23 protein-coding genes are annotated in these 26,264 nt (G+C 28.8%); 6 read left to right on the forward strand and 17 right to left on the reverse strand.

Annotated elements, in window-relative coordinates; genetic code table 11:
* Nucleotides 1–216 precede the first annotated feature (216 nt).
* Together ACW9UN_RS11580 and dprA are read right to left on the reverse strand one after the other, a co-directional pair.
* Complete coding sequence (locus ACW9UN_RS11580) at nucleotides 217–1,284, reverse strand: hypothetical protein (protein WP_459486447.1); 1,068 nt, start codon at nucleotides 1,282–1,284, stop codon at nucleotides 217–219.
* 37 nt (nucleotides 1,285–1,321) lie between these two features.
* Entirely contained in the window at nucleotides 1,322–2,425 is a 1,104-nt protein-coding gene (gene dprA, locus ACW9UN_RS11585) for a DNA-processing protein DprA (RefSeq protein WP_459486448.1), read from the reverse strand.
* 95 nt (nucleotides 2,426–2,520) lie between these two features.
* On the opposite strand from dprA, the gene ACW9UN_RS11590 reads away from it, so the two are divergent.
* From ACW9UN_RS11590 to ACW9UN_RS11600, 3 genes are read left to right on the forward strand one after another with little or no spacing between them, the layout of a single operon-like run.
* A complete protein-coding gene (locus ACW9UN_RS11590; protein WP_459486449.1) occupies nucleotides 2,521–3,426 on the forward strand; it encodes an HU domain-containing protein in 906 nt (301 codons plus the stop codon).
* Between the two features lie 43 nt (nucleotides 3,427–3,469).
* Nucleotides 3,470–3,979 (forward strand): acyl-CoA thioesterase, encoded by a 510-nt coding sequence (locus ACW9UN_RS11595; RefSeq protein WP_459486450.1) that lies wholly within the window; start codon nucleotides 3,470–3,472, stop codon nucleotides 3,977–3,979.
* 9 nt (nucleotides 3,980–3,988) lie between these two features.
* On the forward strand, nucleotides 3,989–4,489 hold the full coding sequence (locus ACW9UN_RS11600; RefSeq protein WP_459486451.1) for a mechanosensitive ion channel domain-containing protein: 501 nt from the start codon (nucleotides 3,989–3,991) through the stop codon (nucleotides 4,487–4,489).
* A gap of 135 nt (nucleotides 4,490–4,624) precedes the next feature.
* Here ACW9UN_RS11600 and ACW9UN_RS11605 read toward each other — a convergent pair whose 3' ends face one another.
* From ACW9UN_RS11605 to ACW9UN_RS11620, 4 genes are read right to left on the reverse strand one after another with little or no spacing between them, the layout of a single operon-like run.
* A complete protein-coding gene (locus ACW9UN_RS11605) occupies nucleotides 4,625–5,821 on the reverse strand; it encodes a murein hydrolase activator EnvC family protein (protein WP_459486452.1) in 1,197 nt (398 codons plus the stop codon).
* 41 nt (nucleotides 5,822–5,862) lie between these two features.
* A complete protein-coding gene (gene lolB1 / locus ACW9UN_RS11610) occupies nucleotides 5,863–6,633 on the reverse strand; it encodes a lipoprotein insertase outer membrane protein LolB1 (protein ID WP_459486453.1) in 771 nt (256 codons plus the stop codon).
* A gap of 1 nt (nucleotide 6,634) precedes the next feature.
* The gene (locus ACW9UN_RS11615; RefSeq protein ID WP_459486454.1) at nucleotides 6,635–7,615 is read right to left on the reverse strand and encodes a tetratricopeptide repeat protein; all 981 of its coding nucleotides are present in this window, start codon (nucleotides 7,613–7,615) and stop codon (nucleotides 6,635–6,637) included.
* Nucleotide 7,616: 1 nt separating this feature from the next.
* Nucleotides 7,617–8,633, reverse strand: a complete 1,017-nt coding sequence (locus ACW9UN_RS11620) for a sugar nucleotidyltransferase (RefSeq protein ID WP_459486455.1) — start codon at nucleotides 8,631–8,633, stop codon at nucleotides 7,617–7,619.
* 319 nt (nucleotides 8,634–8,952) lie between these two features.
* Here ACW9UN_RS11620 and ACW9UN_RS11625 point away from each other — a divergent pair, with 319 nt between their 5' ends.
* Nucleotides 8,953–10,812 carry an ABC-F family ATP-binding cassette domain-containing protein gene (locus ACW9UN_RS11625; protein WP_459486456.1) on the forward strand — a complete coding sequence of 620 codons (1,860 nt, stop codon included), beginning with the start codon at nucleotides 8,953–8,955 and terminating at the stop codon, nucleotides 10,810–10,812.
* Nucleotides 10,813–10,992: 180 nt separating this feature from the next.
* Here the strand turns inward: ACW9UN_RS11625 and ACW9UN_RS11630 are convergent, their stop codons facing one another.
* Nucleotides 10,993–11,709: a 3'-5' exonuclease gene (locus ACW9UN_RS11630; protein WP_459486457.1), complete on the reverse strand. Its 717-nt coding sequence runs from the start codon at nucleotides 11,707–11,709 to the stop codon at nucleotides 10,993–10,995.
* Nucleotides 11,710–11,801: 92 nt separating this feature from the next.
* Entirely contained in the window at nucleotides 11,802–13,886 is a 2,085-nt protein-coding gene (locus tag ACW9UN_RS11635) for a lamin tail domain-containing protein (RefSeq protein ID WP_459486458.1), read from the reverse strand.
* 184 nt (nucleotides 13,887–14,070) lie between these two features.
* On the opposite strand from ACW9UN_RS11635, the gene ACW9UN_RS11640 reads away from it, so the two are divergent.
* A complete protein-coding gene (locus tag ACW9UN_RS11640) occupies nucleotides 14,071–14,766 on the forward strand; it encodes a response regulator transcription factor (RefSeq protein ID WP_459486459.1) in 696 nt (231 codons plus the stop codon).
* Nucleotides 14,767–14,796: 30 nt separating this feature from the next.
* Nucleotides 14,797–15,837 (forward strand): sensor histidine kinase, encoded by a 1,041-nt coding sequence (locus tag ACW9UN_RS11645; protein WP_459486460.1) that lies wholly within the window; start codon nucleotides 14,797–14,799, stop codon nucleotides 15,835–15,837.
* Between the two features lie 21 nt (nucleotides 15,838–15,858).
* Here the strand turns inward: ACW9UN_RS11645 and purD are convergent, their stop codons facing one another.
* From purD to ACW9UN_RS11690, 9 genes are all read right to left on the reverse strand, one after another.
* Complete coding sequence (gene purD, locus ACW9UN_RS11650) at nucleotides 15,859–17,133, reverse strand: phosphoribosylamine--glycine ligase (protein WP_459486461.1); 1,275 nt, start codon at nucleotides 17,131–17,133, stop codon at nucleotides 15,859–15,861.
* 103 nt (nucleotides 17,134–17,236) lie between these two features.
* The gene (locus tag ACW9UN_RS11655; RefSeq protein WP_459486462.1) at nucleotides 17,237–18,589 is read right to left on the reverse strand and encodes an exopolysaccharide biosynthesis polyprenyl glycosylphosphotransferase; all 1,353 of its coding nucleotides are present in this window, start codon (nucleotides 18,587–18,589) and stop codon (nucleotides 17,237–17,239) included.
* A 174-nt stretch (nucleotides 18,590–18,763) separates the two neighbouring features.
* Nucleotides 18,764–19,534, reverse strand: coding sequence for a glycosyltransferase family protein (locus tag ACW9UN_RS11660; protein ID WP_459486463.1), 771 nt, complete (start codon nucleotides 19,532–19,534; stop codon nucleotides 18,764–18,766).
* A gap of 48 nt (nucleotides 19,535–19,582) precedes the next feature.
* Nucleotides 19,583–20,824: an O-antigen ligase family protein gene (locus ACW9UN_RS11665; protein ID WP_459486464.1), complete on the reverse strand. Its 1,242-nt coding sequence runs from the start codon at nucleotides 20,822–20,824 to the stop codon at nucleotides 19,583–19,585.
* Nucleotides 20,778–21,887, reverse strand: a complete 1,110-nt coding sequence (locus tag ACW9UN_RS11670; RefSeq protein WP_459486465.1) for a DUF1972 domain-containing protein — start codon at nucleotides 21,885–21,887, stop codon at nucleotides 20,778–20,780. The genes ACW9UN_RS11665 and ACW9UN_RS11670 overlap by 47 nt, the downstream gene beginning before the upstream one ends.
* Nucleotides 21,884–22,663, reverse strand: a complete 780-nt coding sequence (locus tag ACW9UN_RS11675; RefSeq protein WP_459486566.1) for an O-antigen ligase family protein — start codon at nucleotides 22,661–22,663, stop codon at nucleotides 21,884–21,886. Before ACW9UN_RS11675 ends, ACW9UN_RS11670 begins: the two co-directional genes overlap by 4 nt.
* A gap of 466 nt (nucleotides 22,664–23,129) precedes the next feature.
* Nucleotides 23,130–24,257 (reverse strand): glycosyltransferase family 4 protein, encoded by a 1,128-nt coding sequence (locus ACW9UN_RS11680; RefSeq protein WP_459486466.1) that lies wholly within the window; start codon nucleotides 24,255–24,257, stop codon nucleotides 23,130–23,132.
* The gene (locus ACW9UN_RS11685; protein WP_459486467.1) at nucleotides 24,223–25,020 is read right to left on the reverse strand and encodes a glycosyltransferase family 2 protein; all 798 of its coding nucleotides are present in this window, start codon (nucleotides 25,018–25,020) and stop codon (nucleotides 24,223–24,225) included. The genes ACW9UN_RS11680 and ACW9UN_RS11685 overlap by 35 nt, the downstream gene beginning before the upstream one ends.
* Nucleotides 25,021–25,163: 143 nt before the next feature.
* Nucleotides 25,164–26,252 (reverse strand): glycosyltransferase, encoded by a 1,089-nt coding sequence (locus ACW9UN_RS11690; RefSeq protein ID WP_459486468.1) that lies wholly within the window; start codon nucleotides 26,250–26,252, stop codon nucleotides 25,164–25,166.
* Nucleotides 26,253–26,264 lie beyond the last annotated feature (12 nt).

Genomic DNA, 26,264 nt, shown 5'->3' on the forward strand with positions numbered 1-26,264 from the left:
TGTTTATCAATTTATAATTCTAAAGATAGAAAATTTAGATATCTTTGAATATCTCAAAGATATGAGCCCAGATTGAAGCATTTGTTTGAGCTCTTTTTTTTGCAAAAACTCGATTCAGTATTTGTTCTAAACAATGAAATTACTTTCTTTAAATGGCAAGATGCTAAAATAAAATCAGCATAAAAAAAAGCGAGTGCGGAAAGCTGGAAACAGCTTCTAAAACAACTCTTTATTACTAATATCTAAATAATTACGTTTTACAAAAATTAAGATCGTTTCTAAGATTTCTCCCATATTTTGGCACTTTTTAAACTCAACATCACCCACGTAACCTATTAAATCTTTTTTTAAACGCTCTATATGACGTGGAAATGAAATTTCATCGTGTTTCATACAACGTACTATATGCTGAATTCTGTCTGGAGAACTAATCATTCTTTTGGCTATAAAAGAGCGTTCTTCGATTTTATACTGCTCTATAGAGCTATTTTGCAATCGTTTACTCACCATTTCTACCATTTTAAAATTTTCTTTTAAAAATTGTAAATTGTACACTTTTAAGTTTCCTTCAAAAGATTGCTGATCGAAATCTATGGCTCTAATTTTATATACAATTTGGTCAAAATCGTGTATTGGAGTAATTACGTAATTGTAAGATCGCATGTCTCCTAACAACCTAATAAAGCAGCGTTCTTTAAACTTTACAAACTCTTTGGCTATTTGCGCTTTTTCTGATTTTGTACATTTTGGTAAAATATCTCTAATAAAATCATCACCAGGAATTCCTGATATGTGTTCTTCTATAAGTGTGTCTTTATACACCAAGTAATTGATGGTATAAGGTGATAAAATATGCTCTAATTCTAAACCATAAACACGAGAAGCGTCTGCTTGTTTGATATAGAAATAGGTAAAGTTGTCATTTAAAATGTTTCTAACTTTAATACGAAAAGGTTTAGAGTTGCCAAAAGTACAGTAGTCTATGGCATCTACATTTAAAAACGGAATGGTACTTTCATTACCATCTGAATGCAGAATAGTGTATATTTTTTTTAAACTACGGTCTATTTCTTGTCTGTCCCATTCAGAATAATATACGCGTACCCAAAGTGTATCTTCATCATTTTTATCAAAAACCGATACAGAGCCTTGAAATCGAAGCAAATCGTTATATAAAATACTAATTTTACTGCTTCTATTGTGTTTTTTTAAAAATGCAGCCAACAGTTTATTTACAGGAAATGTTGGTTTCTTTTTTGATATTAATTTTTGATTTTCGGTCATAACTTCTAAGGATGTACCACAAAAATAGCGATATTTATTATATGGATTCAAACATCTTTCCGGGTAAAGGTTTTACGACACCTTTTAATTCCATTTGCAATAAAATTGATGACAATTGAAATAGTGGAATAGCGCAATCTAAGGCAATAACATCTAGCAATTGCTTGCCATTATTTTGTAAGTACTCGTAAATTTTTTGTTCATCTGTATTTAACTCTACAAATAGCTGTTTTTGAATGGGTGGTTTGATTTTTTCTTTAAGATCCCAATTTAACAGTGTTATAACATCATTTGGTGTATTTAGTAAGTGTGCTTTGTTATTTTTAATTAAGTTGTTGCAACCTTTACTATAAATATCTGTAGTTCTGCCTGGTACTGCAAATACATCTCTATGATACGAATTAGCAATATCTGCAGTTACTAAAGAGCCTCCTTTTTCTGCAGATTCTATAACTATTGTAGCTTGAGAAATACCTGCAACAATACGATTACGCTTTAAAAAATTTTCTCTTAATGGTTGTTCTTCACTCCAAAACTCAGTAAAAAAGCCACCATTTTCGTTTAATGCATTTATGTATTTTTTATGTGCTTTTGGGTATATTATTTCAAAACCATGTGCTAAAACAGCAACATTTTGCAAGTTATGTTTTAAGGCTGCTTTGTGTGCACAAATATCTACACCGTAAGCAAAACCACTCACAATTACAGGGTTATATTCTGCTAAGGTTTCAATTAAATTATTAGTAAAATCTCTGCCATAAGAACTCATATTTCTTGTACCTACAATCGAAATAATTTTACGCTGCTTTAAATTGATATTTCCGTCTTTAAATATTAAAATAGGGCTATCAATACAATTTTGAAGATTTTTAGGATAATCATCTTCTAAAAAATAAGTGTAGTCTATTTTATTTTTGATGATATAATCGAGTTCTTTTTCGGCTGCTTTAAGATTTTTTTGATCAAATAAATGTTTTATAGCATGTGCACCAATACCGTTTATTTTTTCTAAAACAACAGCTTTTTCTTTAAAAACTTGTGCCACATCTCCCACATTTACAATGAGTTTCTTCGCTAAAATATCACCAACAGCTTTGCTTTTTTGTAATCGTAAAATGGCGAGTAATTTTTCTTCTTTCAAAAGGTAACAATTTGAAAACCAAGATATCAAATTTTTGTTAATAAAATTCAACTTAAAAGCTTCTTTTTATACCTAAATATTATAATTTTGTAACTATGATTTTAGCCAACTATATTAACGATTTACTATACAGATACGATTGTGTGATTGTACCTGATTTTGGTGGTTTTGTAACCAACAGAAAAGGTGCTAGCGTAAATGAGGATACTCATATTTTTTATCCTCCTACAAAACAAATTACATTTAATAGTCATTTAAAAGTTAGTGATGGTTTGTTAGCCAATTACATTGCATCTACTGAGCAAATTTCTTTTGAAAAAGCTTCTACAGCAATTAGTTTATCTGTTATAAAATGGCAAAATGAAATACAGTCTAAACCTTTAGAAATAGGTAATGTTGGTGTGTTAACCTTAAATAAAGCTGGGCAAATTATTTTTGAGCCCACTACAGAGGTAAATTATTTATCAGAATCTTTTGGGCTTTCTGCAGTTACATCTTCTACCATACCAAGGCCTAAAGAAATTGTAAAACCTTTAATTCCTATTGTTAAAAAAGAAGATAAAAACGGAGTTGCCTCTTTTATAAAGTATGCAGCCACTGCTGCTATTTTACTAACATTAGGGTTTGCTGGTAAAAACGCGTACGACCAAGATAAACAAGAAAAAGTAATGGCCGTACAGAAAGAAAATTTAGTCAAAAAGATTCAAGCTGCTACGTTTGTTATTTCTAACCCTTTGCCTACTATTGAGTTAAATGTAGCCAAAAAAGTAACAAAACCTTATCATGTTGTTGCAGGCGCTTTTCAGTTTGCAGAAAATGCAGAAAAGAAAGTACAACAACTAAAAAAGAAAGGTTACAACGCCAGTATTATAGGGGTTAACAAATGGGGGTTAACTGAAGTTGCTTTTAATAGTTTTGCTGATAGAAATGATGCAATTAATAACTTGTATAGAATCCAAAAAACGGTTTCTAAAGATGCTTGGTTATTAACAAAAAAATAATCGTTTTTACTTGCCTATCCTTATCTTTGTACAAATTTACAAGATGGAAGCAAAAACACCTAAAGAATCTTTAACTGTTCTTACAGATTTAGTTTTACCTGGAGATACCAACTATTTAGACAACCTTTTTGGAGGTGAATTATTAGCAAGAATGGATAGAGCTTGCAGTATTGCTGCAAGAAGACATTCTGCAAGAATAGTGGTAACTGCTTCTGTAAACCATGTAGCTTTTAATAAATCTGTACCTGTAGGTAGTGTGGTTACTTTAGAAGCAAAAGTTTCTAGAGCCTTTAAATCTTCTATGGAGATTTATGTTGATGTTTGGATTGAGGACAGACAATCTGGACAAAAAACAAAGGTAAACGAAGGGATTTATACCTTTGTGGCTGTAGATGAAACAGGGAAACCTGTTCAGATTCCACAAATTATTCCTGAAACAGCTCTGGAAAAAGAACGTTTTGAAGGTGCTTTACGTCGTAAACAACTTAGTTTAATATTGGCCGGAAAAATGCAACCTGAAAAAGCATCAGAGTTAAAGGCTTTGTTTAAATAAATAAATATTATGTACGAATTTTTAAGTAATTACAAAATTATAGGATCAATTATTGTTGCTGTTTTAGGAACTTTAGTTCGTTTTTTAATCTCTAAATCTTTACGTAAAATTCGTGTTAATTTCAATTTTCAGAAATCTAGAATGGTTGTAATTTACAAAATTGTAACATTCTTAATTTACTGCACTATACTTGTTTTAATTGCCTTTATTTGGGGTGTTGACGAAAAACAACTCATTGTATACATCTCCTCTTTTTTAACCATTTTAGGGATTGCATTTTTTGCACAATGGTCTTTATTATCTAATATTACAGCAGGTTTAATTTTATTTATCAATTACCCTGTAAAAATTGGTGACACCATTACTATTTTAGAAAAAGATAATGATACTACTGGCGAAATTATTGATATTGGTGCGTTTTTTATCACTTTAAAAACACCTGAAAACTTAATGATTACCATACCTAACGCTATTATACTTCAAAAAAACATCAGCTATAAAACCAAATAATGTATAGTAATTTAGAATACAATTATTAATGATTTTATGCCACGCTACTGTCTTTTAAAAATTTAAATTGGATGAACAGTATGTATTATTTGAAATTAAAATAAGCTTATAGAATATTGTAAGGTGATGCAAAAACTATTGCCTCATAATCCAAGAAGATGGGTTTAAACGCGTATTATTTTTAAATAATACAAATACGAGTTTGGTTTTTTTAGATACTTTATCTGTAAAAATCTTACCAATATTTTGCCCTGTTGTAATTTTATCGCCCTTTTTTACATAAGAATTTTGCAAATTATTATATGAACTGATATAATTTCCATGTCTTATTAATACATTTTTGGTTCCACTAGAACTTACTAAAATATTTAATACTTCGCCATCAAAAATAGCTTTTGCCTCACTGCCAGTTGGCACCGCAAAATGGACGCCAGTACTATTTATGGTTATTCCAGGAAAAATAGGATGAGGTTGTACACCAAATTTTCGAATCATTACCCCTTCATATATTGGCCAAGGCAACTTACCCTTATTTTGTTCGAATTTTGCTGCCAATACTTTTGCTTCTGGACTCAAAATAAACGCATCATTATTTTTAGAAACTGGTTTTTTACTTTTGTTTTTGGCTCTTGCTAGTCTATTGGCTTTTGCAATTTCTTCTTTAATAATTTTATCGATTCTTGCTGCAATTTTTTTATCTTCTTGTACTTTCTTTCTTATTTCTCTTTTGTATTTACCCTCTTTCTTTTTAATAGTTGCAATTAAAGATTCTTGCTTTTTTTTGTCAGATTCTATTTGCTTTTTTTGATTTTTCTCTGCCAAAACCAAGGTGTCTTTTACTTTTTTTTGATACAGTAAAGAATCGTTTAATTTTTCAATGATCTTTTTTTGAATAACAATTTCATCTCCTTGCTTTTTTCTAAACTTGGTATACTGTTTCATATACTCTAAACGCTTGTAAGCTTGATAAAAGTTTTGTGAAGACAATAAAAACATGGCTCTACTTTGTTGAGATTTAATTTTGTACGATTTGTAAATCATATCAGCATAATCTGCTTTTAAAATTTCTAAATTTTTATTGAGTGTATTCCGTTTTTTTTCGTTTTTAGAAATAGCGTTCGATAGCAATTTGGCCTCTAAATTTATTGTATTGATAAGTTTATTTCTTGCCTCAATTTTTTGGTTGATATCTTTTAAATCTTCCAAAGCATTTTTTTCTTTTTTTACTTCTGTAGACAACAACCTATTTAGTTGAGTAATTTCAGATTTGTATTTTTTACGTTGATTTTCTAACTGCTTTCTGGTTTGACCAAATGCAGATAAATGTATCAAAAGAAAAAATCCCAAAAAAAGATATAACTTAAACAATTGCATTAAAAACTAAGTTTTTTTAATGAATTAGGCATATTAAAAGACATAAAAACGTCTGTATCAAACACTACTGACTTATACACTAAATCTATTGTTGTTGTAGATTTTGGTTTTTTTGCCTTTATGTTTATAGCAGATGGAAACACCGTATTTTGAATTAAATTATACGATGGATAGTTTACATCTAAGCGTAAATTATTTTCTGTATTCACAATATGTTGTTCATCTAACTTAAAATGAGCAGGATTAATAGTAAAGAAAATATCAAACAATGCTGCTTGTTTTTCTGGTGATAAAATATAACGATTGTTCGCTATTTCTACTTTTTGATCAATTTCTTTTACATTTAATAAAGATTGCCCTAAAAACAAGTTTTGTAGCTGTTCAAAATTAATTTCTACACCCAATAATTTTTCTATCATAGAAAAATCACCTTCAAAAGAATTTTTAAAAACGGTAGAATAGTAACGTACAGAAGTTGGTGTAATTTCGGCTTTAAAAACCGTTAAAAATTTAGATCCTTTTAACCAAATTACTTCGTCTTTTTTAATTTTTAAATTTACTGTTAAACCTTGTTTGGTTTTTCCATTATCAAAATTTACTTTGAGTTTGGCATCCACTGTTTTTTTATCAAAATTAGCTGCAATATGTTTTTTAGCCACTTTTCTTGCAGAAATATCTTTTGCTATTGCATTAGCGTTAATCATATTTTTGGTTGTTTTACAAGAAGCCAATACGACTGTAAAAAAAAGAATGTATTTTAAAAACTTCATGTTAGCTTTTTATTTTTTTTGCTTTTTGCTGATATTTAAGTTCTTCTTTTGTATTGCCCAAACCTTTATAGGCTTTGGCCATTTCTTCATAAAAACCGATCTCCATCTGGTCTTCTATTACAAAATCGATACCATTCTGTAACGTAGTTAATGCGTTTTTATGATGCTGTTGCGCATTTAATGTTTTAGCTTTTATTAAATACACATAAGGTTGAGCAGGAAAAAGTGCAATGCCTTGGTTACTAAACTTAATTAATTGAGTTGGGTTATTTTTCGACTTTTCTAAAATCTCTTTTAAAATTTTGTACGATTTATCGGTTTTAAATTGATTGATTAATTCTGAAATATCGTTTGGCTTGTTGTGTGCTTTTATAACTTTTTTCTTATTTACTAAGTTCTTACGTAATTTTTTTAAGTTAGCAGATAAGGCATTTTCATTTTCTAAAACATTCATTAAAGAAATAGCTTTATTATATTGCCTGTTATATAAATACAATCGTACTAAATTTTCCCTTTCTTTTGGGTTTAAAGCCACAACTTTTTGTTGCACTTCTATTGCCTTTTTATAGTTTCTTTCTTTTTGATAAATTTTAACCAAGTGCTTTAACAGCCAAATATTATTTGCATCTTTTATTAATGCCCTTTGCAGGTATTCTTTGGCTAGTAATGTGTTATTGAGTGCGAAATAGTTTTTAGAAAATTCAAAAAAAACCGCAACATCATTCGCTATTATTTGATTGCAATTTTCTAAATTCTCTAGCGCCTTTTGATGGTTGCCAATTGATTTTTGAGATAAGGCTTTAAAAAAAAATTGTTGAAATTTTAATTCTGCTGTTTCTGTTAAGTCTTCTTTTGCAGCTATGCTGTCTTGCGAAAAAGATAAATGTGAGAAAAAAACACAGCACAAAGCAAAGAGAACAATTGTAAAATATTCTCTTTGCTTTTTTTGTAATTTATCTATATTTATTTCTCTTATTTTCATTTTAGGTCAATTCCGTGTAATCTCCAATACTTACAGAGGTAAACTCTCCATTGTATTTTGCGTAATTTCCAATCATTGCATTTTCTAACTTTGCGTTAGAAATTGCTACATTATTTTGTATAAGAGAATTTACAATAGTTGCATTATTTATTACACTGCCAGCACCAATAGACACATAAGGGCCTACTTTTGCATCTTGTAACACCACATTTTCTCCAATATAACAAGGTTGAATAATTTCTGAATTTTGCAACACTACATCATCAGAAACCAAATTATTACCTGCTTCATGTTCAAAAGATAAGGTTTGTTTGTTGGTATCTACTGTTGGATCTTTTTTACCACAGTCCATCCAAGCATTCACAGTTCCAGGCACAAATTTAGCACCTTGCTGTTTTAAAGACTCTAAAACATTTGTTAATTGATATTCGCCATTTTCTTTTAAATCGTTATCTATTAAATATTGAATTTCGTTTAATAGTTTTTCACCGCTTTTAAAATAGTAAATTCCAATTATGGCCAAATCAGAAACAAATTGTTTTGGCTTTTCTATAAAATCGGTAATGATACCATTTTCTAATTTTATTACTCCAAATGCACTAGGGTTTTCTACTTGGCTCACCCAAATTGCTCCGTCTGCATTTACATCTAATTTAAAATCTGCTTTAAACAAAGTATCTGCATAGGCAACAACACAAGGGCCACTTAACGATTCTTTAGCACAGTAAATGGCATGCGCTGTACCTAAAGCAACATTTTGTACATAAACACTACCTTTTGCACCTAATTTTTCTGCAATTTTTAATAATTTTTCTTCAGTATCTATTGGAAAACCTTTTGCAGTTGTGCCAATTACAAAGGCTATTTCGTCTATTTTTTCATCTATTACAGCAGCAATATCTTCTACCAAACGTTGTACAATGGGCTTGCCTGCAATTACTGTTAAGGGTTTGGGTACTGTTAATGTATGTGGCCTTAATCGAGAACCAATACCAGCCATAGGAACTATAATTTTCATTTATGTTTTTTTGAAGATTTAAGGGCAAGATAACATTAATTCATAGATTCCAAAACTGTTTTTGGTCGAAAAAAAGAGAAAAAACCCTAAAAAAACACATTTCTCTCCCCATTTATGGGGAGGCGCCTCCCCATAAATGGGGAGAGAAAAATTTCACCATAAATGGGGATTGACAGGTATATTATTTTGATATATCTTTACACCATAGAAATTAAATATTACATGTTGTCCCCCAATTATTGTTTATTTATAAATGATGCAAAAACCCAAGTTAACTCTTGGGTTTTTTGTTTCTTTGCTAAAATTAAACATCATTTTTGTGAATTACCTTTCTGTAGAAAATATATCAAAGTCTTATGGAGAACGTGTTTTGTTCGAAAACATTTCTTTTGGCATCAATAAAGATCAAAAAATAGCCTTTGTGGCAAAAAATGGTACAGGGAAAACCTCTATATTGAATATTATTGCTGGTTTAGACAGCTCAGATACTGGCCAAATAGTAAGTAGAAAAGATATTAGTATTGCATATTTAGCCCAAAAAGATGATTTAAATCCTAACTTAACGATTGAAGAAACCATTTTTGCGACAGATAATAAAATACTATCTATTGTAAATCAATATGAAAAAGCATTACAAAATCCTGAAGAAGCAGAAGCTTATCAAGCTGCCTTTGATTTAATGGACCAATATAATGCCTGGGATTTTGAAACCCAATACAGACAAATTTTATCAAAATTAAAGTTAGACGATTTATCTCAGAAAATTTCGTCGCTTTCTGGCGGACAAAAAAAACGACTTTCTTTAGCCATCGTGTTAATTAGCAAACCCGATTTATTAATTCTTGATGAGCCAACAAATCATTTAGATTTAGAAATGATTGAATGGTTAGAAGATTTTTTTGCCAAAGAAAAGATTACACTTTTTATGGTTACTCACGATCGTTATTTTTTAGAGCGTGTTTGTGATGAAATTTTAGAATTAGACGAAGGTAAAATCTATAAATACAAAGGTAATTACTCTTATTATCTACAAAATAAAGAAGAACGTTTAGCTCTAGAAGCTACCAATTTAAGTAAAGCCAAAAGCTTATTTAAAAAAGAATTAGACTGGATGCGTAAACAACCAAAAGCCAGAACAACAAAATCGAAGTCTAGAACTGATGATTTTTACGCAATTAAAGAAAAAGCGCATCAACGTAGAAAAGATCATACAGTACAATTAGAAATAAATATGGAACGTTTAGGTAGTAAAATTCTTGAACTACACAAACTGCATAAATCTTTTGGAGATAAAGTAATTTTAGATGGTTTCGATTATGTTTTTAAACGAGGAGAACGCATAGGAATTATTGGTAAAAACGGAACAGGAAAATCTTCGTTTTTAAATATAATAACGCAAAAAAGTCCTGTTGATGCTGGTAAAGTAATAATTGGTGAAACTGTAAAATTTGGTTATTACACACAAACAGGAATACAAATAAAAGAAGGCCAAAAAGTTATTGAAGTGATTAAAGAATTTGGTGAGTTTATTCCGTTAACCAAAGGAAGAAAAATTTCTGCTTCTCAACTTTTAGAACGTTTTTTGTTTGATAAAAAGAAACAATACGATTTTGTAGAAAAACTCTCTGGTGGTGAACAAAAACGTTTGTACTTGTGTGCGGTGCTAATTCAGAATCCTAACTTCTTAATTTTAGATGAACCTACAAACGACCTTGATGTTGTTACCTTAAATGTACTCGAAAACTTTTTGTTAGATTATCCTGGAAATTTATTGGTTGTTTCTCACGACCGTTATTTTATGGATAAAATTGTGGATGCTTTGTTTGTGTTTAGAGGTGATGGACTTGTTGAGAATTTCCCTGGAAACTATTCAGATTTTAGAGCTTATGACAGCTCTGCAGAAAAAGAAGTTGAAAAAGAAAAACCTGTTGCACAAAAGATTGAAAAGAAAACCACTAAAAGTAGTTTAAGCTTTACTGAAAAACGAGAATATGGCGCGTTAGAAGCAGAAATAGAACGTCTTCAAAATCAAAAAGAACGTATCGAAAAACAATTTTTGAATGTAGAAATTTCGCCTGATGATATTCCTAAAAAATCTGAAGAGTTGCAAGAAATTATTGCATCAATAGAAGAAAAAGAAGAACGTTGGTTTGAGCTTTCTATGAAATTAGAAGGGTAGTTTTTTGAGATTTCTCCACAAGGTAGAAATGACAAAACTCCTATCATTCTCATAAAAATGAGAATTCATTTATGTTATTTAAAATATATAAAAGTTGAGATTTTTTGAGATTTACACAAAAGTTCGGGATGACAATTTCAACGGAAACCTCGAGGCAGAGCCTAGAGAAATTCTTTTCGATTAAACTCTAATAATGTTTTCTTCGGATATGATTTGTTCGTTATTGAAGCGTAATAAAATTTGTGCAACTGCTACAGTGTCTTTTTCGCAATACCTAACAATTCTTTCGATATCTTTTTCTTGGTAATATACTTTGGCAACTTCACTACCATCAATATCATCTTTTGGTGATGGTATTCCTAAAATAGAAGTTAATAATTTAAGTGATGTATAATGTTTATAATCACCAAATTTCCACAATTCTAAAGTATCTAAATGTGGAACTTCCCATGGTTTTTTACCAAATAAATTCAGTTTTTTAGGCAATTCTATTTGATGTACAATCAATCGTCTGGCAATAAACGGAAAATCGAATTCCTTACCATTATGCGCACATAAAACATTTGTATTTTTCGCAAAGTGTTTGTCTAATAAAACTTTAAAATCGGTAAGGATTTTATGTTCATCATCGCCATAAAAAGAAGTTATTCTTAGTTGTTTTTCATTTTCTACATCAACAAAATAGCCCACAGAAATACAGATTATTTTCCCAAACTCTGCCCAAATACCTGCTTTTTCGTAAAACTGTTTTGCTGTAAATTCATCTTTACGTTGGTATTGAGTTTTCTTATCGAACAATTCTTGAGTTGTTTTAGATACGTTTTCCCAATCTTTTTCTTGAGGTACTGTTTCTATATCTAAAAACAACACGTTGTTTAATTTGTAGGTAAGGTTCATAGCTTTATTTCTTTTTCGTTATAAATATACTGAAAAAGAAAAAGCTCCGAAAAATTCGAAGCTTTTTTTTTTAATGTATAAAAATAAATGATTTACTCAATCACTAATTTTGAGGTTGCTATTTTGTTACCTTCAGTTACTTTTAAAATATATAATCCAGAAGATATTGATGAAACATCAATAATTGATTTTGTACCTGCAACACTAGTTGTAAAAACTTTTTTACCGATTACATTAAAAATAGCAACTTTTTTAGTGTCTAAACTATTGCTAGTAATGGTAAATTGATTGTTTGTTACTGGGTTTGGGTAGGTTGCGAAGCCTTCTATTGAGTTTTGTAAAGTTCCTAATGTTCCTGTAAAACTACCAATAGGAAATGGTGTTGTTGCTGTTGCATTATTTGTACCACCTTCTAAACCATCTACTCCACTATAAGTCCATTCAGTTTCTGTAAATGTAGTACCTCCTGGCTGCGAGTTTGACTTTCTGTAGGCCCAGCCATCAAGATAATCATAAGCTTCTCCTGAGAAATCATTATTTACATCACCAAAAACATCAATTATTTGTCCACTTTCATAAAGCTCTATTGCATCATCTCCATTAATTGCCATAGAACTACTTGTATGTGTGGGATTCATTCCAAAAAATGTGTTAAAGTTCGTTTCTTCTGTAGCGATATATATAAATGTCCCTGCTGTTGCAGAACCTGATGGAAGACTAAACTCTACGTTACCTGCAGTAGAACCACCTCCATTAGCTGCTGAACTTACACCAAACAAAGATAAATCTGAAATATCTTGTAAAACGAACAACTCAACACCTTTTGGCGTACCGTTAGTTAAAGAACCATCATAAACACCAGTAATAATCATTTTTCTGGTTGGAGGTCCAAATACTTGCCCTGTAACATCTATAGTTTGATCTGCAACACCAGTTGAAGAAATTGTTATTTGTCCTGAATAATCACCAACTGACAAACCAGAGGCTAACCTTAAAATTACTTCAGTTGATGCAACTGTTCCTGAACTTGGAGTTATAGTAACAGAACTACTAAAATCTTGACCAGAAGTTAATGAAACTTCAAAGTTTGTAGGAGCTGTTATTGTTATATCGCTCGTTAAAAATAATCCTGAAACACTAAAATCTTCTTCAGTTGATGGACCTCCTTGACTTTCTATATACGTCATAGGATCTATAAAAGAAGTAATATTTATTTGAGGGTCAGCCGGACTAACAGTACCTGAAACAGTTAATGTTTTATTTGTATCTCCTGAAGCTACTGTGATATCTCCTGTGTAACTGTTAACAGCTAAACCTGACTTAAGTCTAACATAAATAGTAGTTGAATTTACGATGCCCCCAGATTCAGGTAAAGTAAGTGAAGCCCCAAAATCAGAACCAGAAGTCGTTGATATTTCAAAATCTGTTGGTGCGTTAACACTAATATTTTCAGTTAAATTCAAACCTTCAACTGTAAAGGTTTTTTCTGTTGAAGGTCCATTTCCTTCAAAATAGTCTAGATTGCTAACTGTTGAACTAACTGAAATAGTTGGTGCTGATGCTGTTCCTATCCAAGCACCTGGGTCAAAATCATTATCGGCCACGTTTCTAGTCTCGTTTGTATGAGAAGAACAATCACTTACAGATGAATCTGCCCAAACATTCCAATCTGCTTCATCCCATGTAGTTTTTGGTGTTGTAGCTGTTGCTTTTCTTTCTGCTCTTCCGTCTTCAAATTCATGACATGTACCAGATCCATCTTCACCTGGCACTCCAAAAATATCAACCATTACATCGCTACTATTAAATAATGCTATTTGATCATCTCCATTACTATCTGCTGGTCCTCCACTACCTGCTACAATATCTGGAGCTCTATCATTATATGCTTCTTTAAAACCTGTTTCATTTGCAGCGATTAAAACAAAACTGCCAGGAGCTAAATTTGTAATTGCAGATAAATCTATATTACTTGATGAATCTGAATTTCCATTAGTCCATCTTTTTAGAGACCAACCTGTTAAATCAGCAGCAGTATTTCCAATATTATAAAGTTCTACATATCTAGCATTTGCAGCATCGTTTGGATCTGCTAATTCAGTAATAATAACTTGACTAAAAGAAAAAGTAGTCATGATTAATGTCAGAATTAATGTAAAAAAGTAATTTTTTTTCATGTTTGAATTGATTTAAATTAAGGTTTAAATTTATAAAATAATTATGAAGTGACTGGTATTTAACTGTATTATCTTAAGGTTAAGTTCTTAACATTAACAATTGTAGTGTAATATTAAATGATTGTTAAGAACTGATTATTTTATTATAATTATGATTATTTTTGATGCCTATCATTAAGAAATTATGAATAAAAACGATATTAAAATTTTGTTAGTTGATGATGAACCTGATATTTTAGAGATTATTGGGTACAATTTAAAGAGTGAAGGCTATCAAATTTTTACAGCAGAAAATGGTTTAGAAGCTATTAAGGTAGCAAAAAAACAAATGCCTCATCTTATATTATTAGATATTATGATGCCTGAAATGGATGGTATTGAAGCTTGCGAAAAGATTCGTAAAATTAATGCTTTAGAGAATGTAATTATCGCTTTTTTAACAGCTCGTGGCGAAGATTATTCTCAGGTTGCTGGTTTTGAAGCGGGTGCAGATGACTATATTACAAAACCTATAAAACCAAAAGTTTTAGTTAGTAAAATAAAATCTTTATTAAGACGATTAAAATCAAAGTCTGAGAATGAAGAATCGCTTAAATTAGGTGATATTGTTATTGATAGAGACGAATATGTTGTTTACAAGGCAGGTAAAAAAATTGCATTGCCAAGAAAAGAATTCGAACTCTTTTCGCTCTTAACTTCTAAACCTGGTAAAGTGTTTAAAAGAGAGGTAATTTTAGATACAGTTTGGGGTAATGAAGTAGTTGTAGGTGGTAGAACCATAGATGTTCATATTAGAAAATTAAGAGAAAAAATTGGAGATAACCATTTTAAAACTGTAAAAGGTGTTGGTTATAAATTTGTTTTATTGGCAGACAAATAACTCTCCTTATATTTAAAACTTTATGATTATTTGAAAATAAAGAAAACATATTCATACGCACTTTGGTCTGCCATATATTTAACATTACTTTCTGTTATTATATATGTAATATCTTACTTTGTTGTTAGCAAGCATCTTGGCGTAAGTACCATTATAATTTCTACTATTATTTTATTTGTCATTTCATTTTTTATCATTCAGTATAGAGCCGAACATTTTATCTACAGAAGATTAAAAAAATTGTATAAAGAGGTATCTATTCTTGATATTAATGATTTAAACAAAGCATCTGCTACAACAGATATTGAAGAAATTTCTAGAAGTATGCAAAATTTTGTAGAAGGTAAACGTTTAGAAATAGAAAGTTTAACAGAAAGAGATTCTTTTAGACGTGATTTTTTAGGCAATGTTGCACACGAACTTAAAACTCCGCTTTTTACTGTGCAAGGCTATATCTTAACCTTACTGGAAGGTGCAATAGATGATAAACAAATACGGATGAAGTATTTAGATAGGGCTAATAAAGGGGTTGAACGCTTGGCAGCCGTAATTAAAGACTTAGATATGATTGCCAAGTTAGAGAATGAAGGTACAAAATTAAATATCGAAATTTTTAACATTTTAGAGCTCATTCAAAATGTGTTTGATTTGTTTGAAATGAAAGCTAAAAAAAGAAATATTACGTTGTCTTTTGATAAAATTTATGAATTTCCTGTTTTTGTTAAAGGCGATATTGAAAAAATTGAGCAAGTATTAATTAATTTGGTGGTAAACTCTATAAAATACGGAAAGCCAAATGGAACTACTTTTGTTGGTGCAGAAGACTACTCTAACAAAAAATTTATTATAAAAGTTGCTGATGATGGTGAAGGAATTAAAAAAGAGCATGTACCTCGTTTATTTGAACGTTTTTATAGGGTAGACCAAAGTAGATCTAGAGAACAAGGTGGCTCTGGCTTAGGACTATCTATCGTAAAGCATATTGTAGAGGCTCACAACGAAAATATCTTCTTAAAAAGCACGTATGGAGAAGGTTCTGAGTTTTCTTTTACTTTAGAAAAAGCAAGATAAAACTACCATTCTTTTTTTTGTTTATACTAAATCGAAACCAATATCTTTTCTAAAATTCATTTTATCGAAGTGAATTTTATCAATACTGTTATAACTTTTTTCTAACGCTTCTTCTATAGTATTACCAAATGAGGTAATTGCCATAACACGACCACCATTGGTTACAACCTGATTGTCTTTAAGCGTGGTACCCGCATGGAAAACAGTTGACTCTTGCACTTTTTCGAGCCCTGTAATTTCTTTAGCCTTTTTGTAAGCTTCAGGATATCCACCAGAAACCAACATTACAGTTGTAGCGGTTTTGTTGGTTACCGAAAATGATTTTTCGTTTAAATTTTGGTTGGCTACACCATCAAACAAATCGTATAAATCAGATTCTATTCTTGGCAGCACCACCTCTGTTTCTGGGTCTCCCATTCTTACATTGTATTCCACTACAGAAGGATTTCCATTATCATTCATTAAACCAATAAAAATAAAACCTCTGTAGTCAATTCCGTCTTTTTGCAAACCAGTAATTGTTGGTTTTACCACCAATTCTTCTACTTTATTTAAAAACGATTCATCTGCAAAAGGTACTGGAGAAATCGCACCCATTCCACCTGTATTTAAACCTGTATCTCCCTCACCAATTCGTTTATAATCTTTTGCTGATGGTAAAATTTTATAATTCTTTCCGTCAGTTAACACAAATACAGAAAGCTCAATTCCTTTTAAAAATTCTTCGATAACCACTGTTGTTGATGCTTCTCCGAATTTTTTATTTGATACCATCTCTTTTAATTCAGCTTTAGCTTCGTCTAAAGAATTTAGTATTAAAACACCTTTACCAGCTGCTAAACCGTCTGCTTTTAAAACGTAAGGAGCTGATAAGGTTTCTAAGAAAGCAAAACCATCTTCTAAATTGTTATTGGTAAACGATTGATATTTGGCAGTTGGTATGCCATGTTTATACATAAATTGCTTGGAAAAATCTTTACTGCCTTCTAATAAAGCTCCATCTTTTTTAGGACCAATTACAGGAATGTTTTTCAATTGTTCATCTGTTAAAAAGAAATCGTGTACACCTGCAACCAAAGGTGCTTCTGGGCCTACAACAACCATATCTATTTTTTGTTCTAAAACAACCTCTTTTACCGATTTAAAATCGGTAGGATTTATATTGATATTGGTTGCTATTTTAGCTGTACCTGCATTTCCTGGAGCTACAAAAAGTTGATTAATTTTTGTGCTTTCAGATAATTTTAAAGTAAATGCATGTTCTCTACCACCAGAACCTAAAATAAGTATGTTCATTTTTTATAGAATTAAGGTTGCAAATATATTTAAAATGTTTAGAAAAATTACTGTAGTAAAGGCTTAAGTATTCAGCATTTTTTGTTGGGTAATTTGTGCAGTATTAATATGCTTTTTCTTCTTTAACAAATACGTTTAAAAAGGTTCTTACAATAATTTTAATATCTAAAATAAAAGACCAATTTTCGATATAAAAAATATCTAACCTTACTCTGTTTTTTATATCAGATTTTTCTATCACTTCACCTCTATACCCGCTAATTTGTGCTAAACCAGTTATACCTGGTTTTACGGTATGTCTTTTTAAGTAATTTTCAACTTCTGCCACATATTTTTGGGTATGCGCATTCATGTGAGGTCTTGGCCCTACAATGCTCATATCACCAAATAAAACATTAAAAAATTGTGGTAATTCATCTAAACTAGATTTTCTTAAAAAAGCACCTACTTTGGTAATTCTTTTATCATTTTTAGAGGCAGATACTTTATCTGCGTCTTTATTTACAGTCATAGATCTTAATTTATAACAGTAAAATTGCTTGCCATCTATACCATCTCTCTTTTGCTTAAAAAATAATGGTCCTTTAGAATCTATTTTAATAATAATCCAAAGTATAGGTATTAACCAAGATAAGATGGTAATGCATACCACTAGAGAAAAAACGATGTCTAAAATTCTTTTTTGAATATGGGTTTCTCTTTTTTCGAAAGGAAGTGGCTTTGGTTTTAAAACTGGTATAGCACCAAAATATTCTAAAACATAATCTTTACTGTAAATTGCTCTACTTTCTGGCAAAAAGGTAAGTTCTAAATCATTTTCTTCAACAAATTTTCTAATTTTATTCAATTGTTTTTTAGACACTGTGGATGGATTACAGTAAATTTCATCAATCTTATTTTCCTCTACATATTTTAATCCGTTTTTAGTTTTACCTAAATAGTATTGAGATTTGTATTTATTTTTTGAGAAAAAACCAATAAAACGATACCCCAACTGATTTTTAGCATGGAATAGGTTTTCTAATTTTTCGGCAGAATTAATTTCACCAAAGAGAACGATATTCTTAAATTCATTTTTATAAATATTTCGTGTTTTTAAGATGTAAAATCCTAAAATTTTAAAAAACGCAATACAGCTAATTATAAGTGTAAAAATTCGAATTTGATTACCAATTACCTCGCCCTCTTTAAATAAACTGAAATAACTTAAGAAACCCAATAAGAAAATAGCAGATTGAGAAAAAAGAAGGTACAATAATCTACCAATTTTATCATGTTTAAACACATCATAAAATTTTGTGTAATAGGTTGAGAAAATCCAAAAAATAATGATGAATGTAAGAAAAGATGAATTTAAATACTCTTTATCTGAAATAAAATATACGACACCGCATATTATAAATAAATCTAATAAAATTAACAGGGGTTTTTTAAGAAGGGAGGTTTGTTGTTTCAATTTCTTTACTTTATTAGTACTTTTTAAGATAAGAAGCTATCTTGTAAAGTACACTGTCTATTTATCTTAAAATTTTTCACTGCAAATAATCATTAAAGATAGTATAAAATTATATATTTTTAAAAATATTTTTTTTAGAATTGTTCTAAATTTAAAGTGTGGCTGTACAGGTATTTATAAGCCCCATTTTAAAAAATATTTAATTGCAGATGACGAGTGTCTAAAAAAAAGTGTGAGATTTTTTAATGAGCCTCTTTTTAATATGTGAATAATTTCTTCTTTCGGGTAATATAGTTTTTTCTTTCCTATTGTATCAATTTTTTTACAAATATCAACATCTTCCATGTATAAAAAGTAGCGTTCATCAAAGCCTTTTAAGCGAATAAAATCGGCTGTTTTATACAATTGAAAGCATCCAGATAAATAATCTGCATAAAAGGGTTTTGACAAATCTTTGTCTCTATATTCGCCTTTAGATATTATGTTTTGAAAAAAAGGTTGTAAAAAAGCAAAACGTCTTACAATAAGCTCAATTATATTTGGATACCTTCTGCAAGAATATTGATGAGATTTATCTAAAAATAAAACTTTTGGAGCAATCATTGCCAATATATCGTCTTTTACTAATTCTTTAATTAAATTTGGAATCACGGACAAACTAAATGAGACATCTGGATTTAATACTAAATGATAATCTGATATTTCGTGAATTTTATTTAACACTTTATTGTGACCAGCACCAAAACCAATGTTTTCTTCAACAGCAATATATTCTATGAATTCACTTGTAAAGACATATTCAAAAAATTTATTAGGTGTGTTGTCTATTAAAAAAAGTTTTTTCTTTAAAGGTATATTTAAAAAGCTATCGATTGTATTGTGTAAATCGGATAGATTTTCATCAAAAAGGACTATAGAGCCAGTTATCATTAATTTATTTTTCACTTCATATACGTTTTAAAATATAAGGTATTTTATATCTATTTAAAAATATTACAAATGGTTAATTCTTTTCGTTTTATTGAAAAATAATAACACCATTATAATAAAAAACACCATACCTCTTTGCCTCCATAAAAATGATTCTGTTACACAGACTGCTAATATTAGAATTATAAAGTATAATAAAAAATAATCTTTAAAATTAATTGCTTTTTTTAGCAATACTATAAAAATTGAGATCAAAATGAATAAACCCAAAACACCTAATTCTGCAAACACCTGAATATATTGGTTGTGATAGTTATAATTTAAAAAACCTGGGTACAAGTTGTACTCTTTATATTTTCGATTTAAACTTTCTTGAGAATTATTAAGCCCAAGCCCAAAAATTAATTTCTTGTTTTCGTCTAAAGTTTCTAGAAAAACTTTGGTTTGGAAGATTCTTAACCCAGATCCTGTCCATAGATAAACATGCCCAAAATCTTTTTTTGATAATATTTCTTGAACTTTTGTTTTTTCAAATTCTATATTTACTCGATTTACTAATTTTTTTGAAGCTAGAATAAATACTATTAGAATAGCAGGAAGTATAAATAAAGATTTTAATTTAAATTTCTTATATTTTCTTTTAGACATAAAATATACAAAAACAAAAAACAATGTAACAACTATAATTAGTTTAGAGGATAGCAATAGCAAAAAAAACATTAAAATAAACAAATACATAAAATGATATTTTGTTTTTTGTTCTTTAAAGATGAAAAAAGCAATTGCTATACTGGTATAAATGGATAAATAAATTGCATTTAAATAACCTAAACCACTACTTAACTTATGATAAAACATAAAATTAATATCAGAATTTATAAATACATTATAAATAGCTACAACAATTAAAAGGCAAGAATACAAAACTAATGTTTTAGAAAAAACAGCTATTATTTTGTCTACATTAAAAGTTTTATTAAAACCAAAAGCTAATGGTAATATTAGATAAGACAAAAAACGAATTAGACCCTGTGTTGTGTTTTTTAAATTATCTGACCAAAACATAGATAAGAAACACACCAAATAGAAAAGTATAAATAAAACCTCAATCTTATTTAAACTAAATTTGTACTTATTTTTTACAAAAGAATACAAACAGCCCAAAAAAAATAGAATTATTGCACTACTATTAATTGCAAAACCTACTGGAAGAGTAATTAAAATAATTATAAGTAGTACGTCTGTAAAATTAGTATTTCTAATTTCTTGAAAGACATTGGTAAAAGTATGAGAGATAACTTTCATTTATTTTATTTATATCATACTCATTTTTAATTTTAACCCTATTGTTATCTATTTTTTCTAATTCTTCCTGTTTACTTTTATTGTTTAAATAAAAACTAACATCTTCTGAATTAAAAAAATAGAAAGCATTTTCTTTAAGTACAGCTTTATTAAATATATTGTTATGAGCAATTATTAAACTACTTGACCCCATTGCTTCTAGCAAAGAAGGGTTAGTACCGCCAACAGAATGTCCATGAAAATAAAGATTACAAAAATACCTTAAACTGTTTAATTCAGAAATATTATATATACTGCCAAGAAAAATTATTTGTTTATTGCTATTAAATTTTTCTTTTATTCTTTTACCGAAGGCTGTACTATCGTAATTACCAACAACTAAAAAAGGGGTTTTTGTATTACTTAAAACTACACCATCTAAAATAGTTTCTACATTATTTTCTGGCTCCATTCTAGCAATTAACATATTATATTTTTGTTTTTCTACACCAAACTTTTTTAGAACATTATCGTTTATTGTTGAAACTACCTCACTACCATAAGCAATAAACTTAGCGTTTTTATTATACTTTTTATCAATATAAGATTTTATACCTTCAGAATCGGCTACTAAAAAATCACTGTTTTTAGCAGCAAGTCTTTCTGCATACTTTAAAAATTGTCTAACAAAAAAATTGTATTTTGTTCTTTTCCATTCTAAACCGTCCATATTAGTAATAACTAATGGCTTTTTAGGAAAAAGAAAAGACCATATAGAACTGCTAGTGTAACCTAACTGTAAGATAATGTCAAGATTTTTTTTTCTAGAATCTAATATACAATTTAGGTCATAAATAAATTGACCTACTGTACCCAATTTATCTTCTGGATCATTACAAGTAACTATATTTACACCTTTAAACGTGGTATCTTTATAAGGGTGATTAGAGGAGTTGTACACGTAAACTTGACAGTTTTTATCTACTAAATATGTTGCTAAATATTCTGCAAATTGCTCGAATCCTCCATAATGATTAGGAATACCTCTAGTGCCAACAATTGCAATCTTCAATGATTTTTTCACTTACTTTTCTTTTCTTCTATACTATAATGCAAAAGAGCTCCTAAAATTAAAACGTAGAACTCCCTAAGATTATACATTCCTGTAACTATTAGTGTTGTAAATAAATAATGGATGGCTAAACCCCCAATTAAATTATATGTAATTTTTTTCTGAGTGTTTTTTGTTTTAATATTAGCATATAAATATAATAATAATAACAGCATTAGATATAACAATACCCCTAAAATTCCTGATTTAAAGAAAATATTAATATAACCGTTATGTAAAATTGGTATATATCTAATATTTTCATCTCCCAAAGGAGCTTCGAATTTTAAATCTACTAATGCACCTAAACCTTTACCAAAAAGAAAATCTGTAAAAGTATCAATCTGACTAATTGCCATACCTGCTTCATAAGCCCTCCATCTGTCCCATAATTTTGCATGGTTTTCTACATCTAACGATTTAGGAGGTGAAAAAATTTCTGTTGGTGCATTTTTCATTTTGTATAAGAAGGAATGAAAACCTGATTGACCTCTTTTTATATTTGCATTAAATAAATACACGTAGAATAAACCAAAAAATACGATTACAATAGTTGCATATTTTATAGCTTTTGAAGTAATTTTTATGTAACCAAAAACAGCCAATAATAAAATAATTAGAGACACTATCATTGTTCTTGATAGATAAAGGCTGAATGAAAGAAACAAAATTGCCAGAATAATTTTTTTATAAAAAAGATTTTGAACTACATTTATTTCTTTGAATTTCCACGATGCTATTAGTAACATTATCGCGAATGATTCAATTTCATTTGATATACCTCCAATTTTCCTCAAAGCCCCAACTGATGTAGAACTAAAATCTACTTTAAATAAAATGATAAAAATATGATACACCGCAAATAGTAGCGATATTGAAATGATAATTTTAATAAAAGATTTAAGATTATTAATTTTTTTTGAGAGAAAATACCCTGCTAAAATTCCTAAAATAGGTTTTGTGAAATAGGTAAAATCTTTGATAAAATTATACAAAGTAACCTCATTAAAAAAAGATGAAATGCTTGCAATGATTACTATAACTATTAGATAAGAAATAATGTCTATAATTTTTTTTGAAACTTTAGCATAGTAAATTATACAGGTTGACAAAAACAATAAATAATGCAATTCAAAAACTGAAATAGAGATTAATAGAATTAGGGTAATTGCTAAGTAAGTATTATGTATATTTAATTTAAACAAATTCAGTATTTTATGAATGTATATTTATAATTTTTGCAAATGTTCTAGATGATTTTTCCCAAGTATAATATTCTTTAATTTGATTTTGAATTTCGATTAAATCTGCCTTATTTTTATGTTTTAACAATTCATTTATTTTCTGTTTTAATTCGTTTACGTTCTCTATATTTACATGGTAGGGTTTAAAAAAATTAAAATCGCTTAATGCGGTTTTATTAGAACATACTACAGGAATTTTTAATGCAGCTGCTTCTAAAGGAGGTATACCAAAGCCCTCTGCAAATGTTGGATATACAAATACTGTTGCTGCTTTATAGAATTCTAGCAAGTCATTATTTGAAATAGAGTTAAAGAAATGTACTCTTTTTTTTACATCATAAGGTAAGTTATTGTATTCTTTGTCGAGGGTTTTATTATCTAACGTTTTGCTTCCAATAAAAACAATTTTTGTATTCTTATCATCTATATCAGGAAAAATTTTTAACAGTGCTTGCTGGTTTTTTCTGGGCTCTATTCTACTTACATATAACAAATAATTATTTACTTTATATTTCTTGTAAATATAATCTTGAGACTGCTTTTTATTGTAATCTTTGAAAAACAATTTGCTTACCCCATTTGGAGTTATACCTATTTCTTTATTATTAAGACCATAAAACTCTTGTATTCTTTGTTTAGAATACTCAGAAACGGTTAATAAAACATCTGACTTCTTTGCACTAATTCTAAACAAAAAATTTCTTTTAATTCTATAAGACAAGGAAAAGAATTGAGGAAAATCATTAAACAAAATATCGTGTATTGTAACAATATACTTACAGCTTTTTGATTTAAAAAATGGAATTACATATTGAAAATGAGCATAATCAAATTTATAATGAGTTATTATTTTAGGAATCTCTGAAAGCATTCTTAGAATTCTTTTAGACTGAGTAAAATAAATGAACTTAATGTTGTTATACTTACTAAACTCATCCTCTATAGACTGGTCTTTGAAACACCCAATATAAATTAAAACGCTAGGGTTTTGTTTTGCAAATTCTTTGTAAATTTCTTTAATGTAGGTTTTTGTTCCTTGATGCTCTTTGTTTAGCAGATAACCATCAACGAATATTTTTAAAGCTTTTTTTGTAGGCATAATTTATTTTCAAAGAAATTTGGGCTAAAATACTATTTATTGAATTAAAATGTTTGTTGCTATACAATTTATAACCTGTAATCAATTTAACCTCTCTAGACTGGTTAAAGCCTACAAAATGTATATAAGAAATGTGTGTTAAAAAAATTATTTTTTTTCCTAGATTGCTAATTCGTTTACATAAATCTACATCTTCTACATACATAAAAAAATCTTCATCAAAGCCTTTCACTAAATTCCAAACTTCCTTTTTTATCATCATAAAAGAACCAGAAACCCAATCTACTTGATAATTATTCTTAGTAAAATTACCCGTTATAAACTCATGTCTTTTATCATTTAAATTTGATAATTTTAATAAATCTAAAGCTCTTGGAAATTTACCTACTGAAGGTGTATACTGTTTATTACCATTTAACATTTTAATACCTACAACACCAATATTGTTGTTTTCTATTTCATCAACAACAGGTTGAATATCTTGCAATAGAATTGTATCATTATTTAACAGAAGAATATTTTCTCCTATTGCTTTGCTAACGCCTAAATTATTGGCTTTTCCAAAACCCAAGTTTTTGCTCTCTGCGAATAGCCTAATTTTAGGATAGTTTGATTGAATATAATCTTGGCTGCCATCAGTAGAATTATTATCAACAACTATAATTTCATAGGCTAATGAAGAACAATAACGTTTTATAGATGCTATGCAATCTTTAAAAAAGTGTTTACCATTGTAATTAACTATAACTATTGAGAGTTTCATATATTGTTTTTTCAATTATAAATTGAAATGGCTAAAATTATTTTTTTAATTTGTAAAAGAAACTATTGATCTTTTTATTAGTAGTACGCTAATATTAACTAATATTTATCAAAAGTCAAATATATTGTTATTTAACAAAAAACTTAAATATAATTGTCCAATATTTCAGCCCATTTTTTTGATAAGTTGTTCTTATAAAATTTATGTGCTGTAACTTGAGTATTGGCTATAATTTCTTTGTTGTTATATAGTTTCTCTTTTAAAATTTTTAAGGATTCTTCAACAATATTATTTTCATCAATTAAGAAGCCATTTATACCATTATTTATTATAGATTTTGGCCCAATATGACTGGTTGAAATTGTTGGAATACCACAATACATTGCTTCGATAATTACTATGCCAAACAACTCCTCCCAAGTATTATCTTTTGGTTTTTTAGAAAAAAGTAGTTGAACATCGCTTTTAGAAAATAAATCAAACAATTCTTTTTTAGAACTTATATAGCCTAAATATTCTATGTTAGAAAAAGAGTTTGAAGCCTCTAAAACCTTTTCTTTTAAAGGACCATCACCAATAATTTTTAAAGAATATTTTTCTCTATCTAAATTTTGCATTAAATCCAATAATTCATAAATACCTTTGTCTTCTACAAACCGACCAACAAATATTAGGTTTGTTTTATTAGATACTTTATTGTCAATCTGCTTTTTTTTTATTGTTATTGAATTATCTATAGCGTGATTTACTACAACTATTGGGCAAGATAATCTATAGTGTTCTTCTATACTTTTTGCGGTAACTTTTGTAACAGCAAAAATAGCTTTAAGTTCATTTTTTAAAAAATTAGCCCATGCAATTTTAACATATTTTGTATTACTAAATTTTTGCTTTGGAAAAAAACCACCAGACCAATTGCCCCAAGATGTAAAATAAAAAACATTATGGTTCTTTAAAAAAAATCTGAGAAAGAGTAAGTAATAATCTAAAGGCGCTATGCCAAAAATAATATTCTTTTTCTTACTAACAATTAGGTTAGCAAAAAAAATACAGTTTTTAACCTGTTGTTTAAAAAGGCCAATATCTAATCTAACGATACTTTTTACAAAATATCTAAGGATTAAAAACTCTCTATATCTGACTTCTAAATTTTTAGCTGAAGCATAGGTTTCTAATGCCGTAAAATGTTCTTTTGTACTTCTTTCATGAAGAACATAAATTATTTTTTTCATTGCAATAGTTTT

The sequence above is a fragment of the Polaribacter litoreus genome (assembly GCF_054584775.1).

Bases quoted from the DNA above. Each gene is read 5' to 3' on its own strand.
- ACW9UN_RS11620 (WP_459486455.1), bottom strand. From the start codon at position 8,633: ATGAAAATTATAGTTCCTATGGCTGGTATTGGTTCTCGATTAAGGCCA.
- ACW9UN_RS11580 (WP_459486447.1), bottom strand. From the start codon at position 1,284: ATGACCGAAAATCAAAAATTAATATCAAAAAAGAAACCAACATTTCCT.
- lolB1 (WP_459486453.1), bottom strand. From the start codon at position 6,633: ATGAAGTTTTTAAAATACATTCTTTTTTTTACAGTCGTATTGGCTTCT.
- ACW9UN_RS11630 (WP_459486457.1), bottom strand. From the start codon at position 11,709: ATGAACCTTACCTACAAATTAAACAACGTGTTGTTTTTAGATATAGAA.
- ACW9UN_RS11595 (WP_459486450.1), top strand. From the start codon at position 3,470: ATGGAAGCAAAAACACCTAAAGAATCTTTAACTGTTCTTACAGATTTA.
- ACW9UN_RS11665 (WP_459486464.1), bottom strand. From the start codon at position 20,824: ATGAAAGTTATCTCTCATACTTTTACCAATGTCTTTCAAGAAATTAGA.
- ACW9UN_RS11600 (WP_459486451.1), top strand. From the start codon at position 3,989: ATGTACGAATTTTTAAGTAATTACAAAATTATAGGATCAATTATTGTT.
- purD (WP_459486461.1), bottom strand. From the start codon at position 17,133: ATGAACATACTTATTTTAGGTTCTGGTGGTAGAGAACATGCATTTACT.
- ACW9UN_RS11640 (WP_459486459.1), top strand. From the start codon at position 14,071: ATGAATAAAAACGATATTAAAATTTTGTTAGTTGATGATGAACCTGAT.
- ACW9UN_RS11680 (WP_459486466.1), bottom strand. From the start codon at position 24,257: ATGCCTACAAAAAAAGCTTTAAAAATATTCGTTGATGGTTATCTGCTA.
- ACW9UN_RS11675 (WP_459486566.1), bottom strand. From the start codon at position 22,663: ATGTTACTAATAGCATCGTGGAAATTCAAAGAAATAAATGTAGTTCAA.
- ACW9UN_RS11690 (WP_459486468.1), bottom strand. From the start codon at position 26,252: ATGAAAAAAATAATTTATGTTCTTCATGAAAGAAGTACAAAAGAACAT.
- ACW9UN_RS11615 (WP_459486454.1), bottom strand. From the start codon at position 7,615: ATGAAAATAAGAGAAATAAATATAGATAAATTACAAAAAAAGCAAAGA.
- ACW9UN_RS11685 (WP_459486467.1), bottom strand. From the start codon at position 25,020: ATGAAACTCTCAATAGTTATAGTTAATTACAATGGTAAACACTTTTTT.
- ACW9UN_RS11635 (WP_459486458.1), bottom strand. From the start codon at position 13,886: ATGAAAAAAAATTACTTTTTTACATTAATTCTGACATTAATCATGACT.
- ACW9UN_RS11590 (WP_459486449.1), top strand. From the start codon at position 2,521: ATGATTTTAGCCAACTATATTAACGATTTACTATACAGATACGATTGT.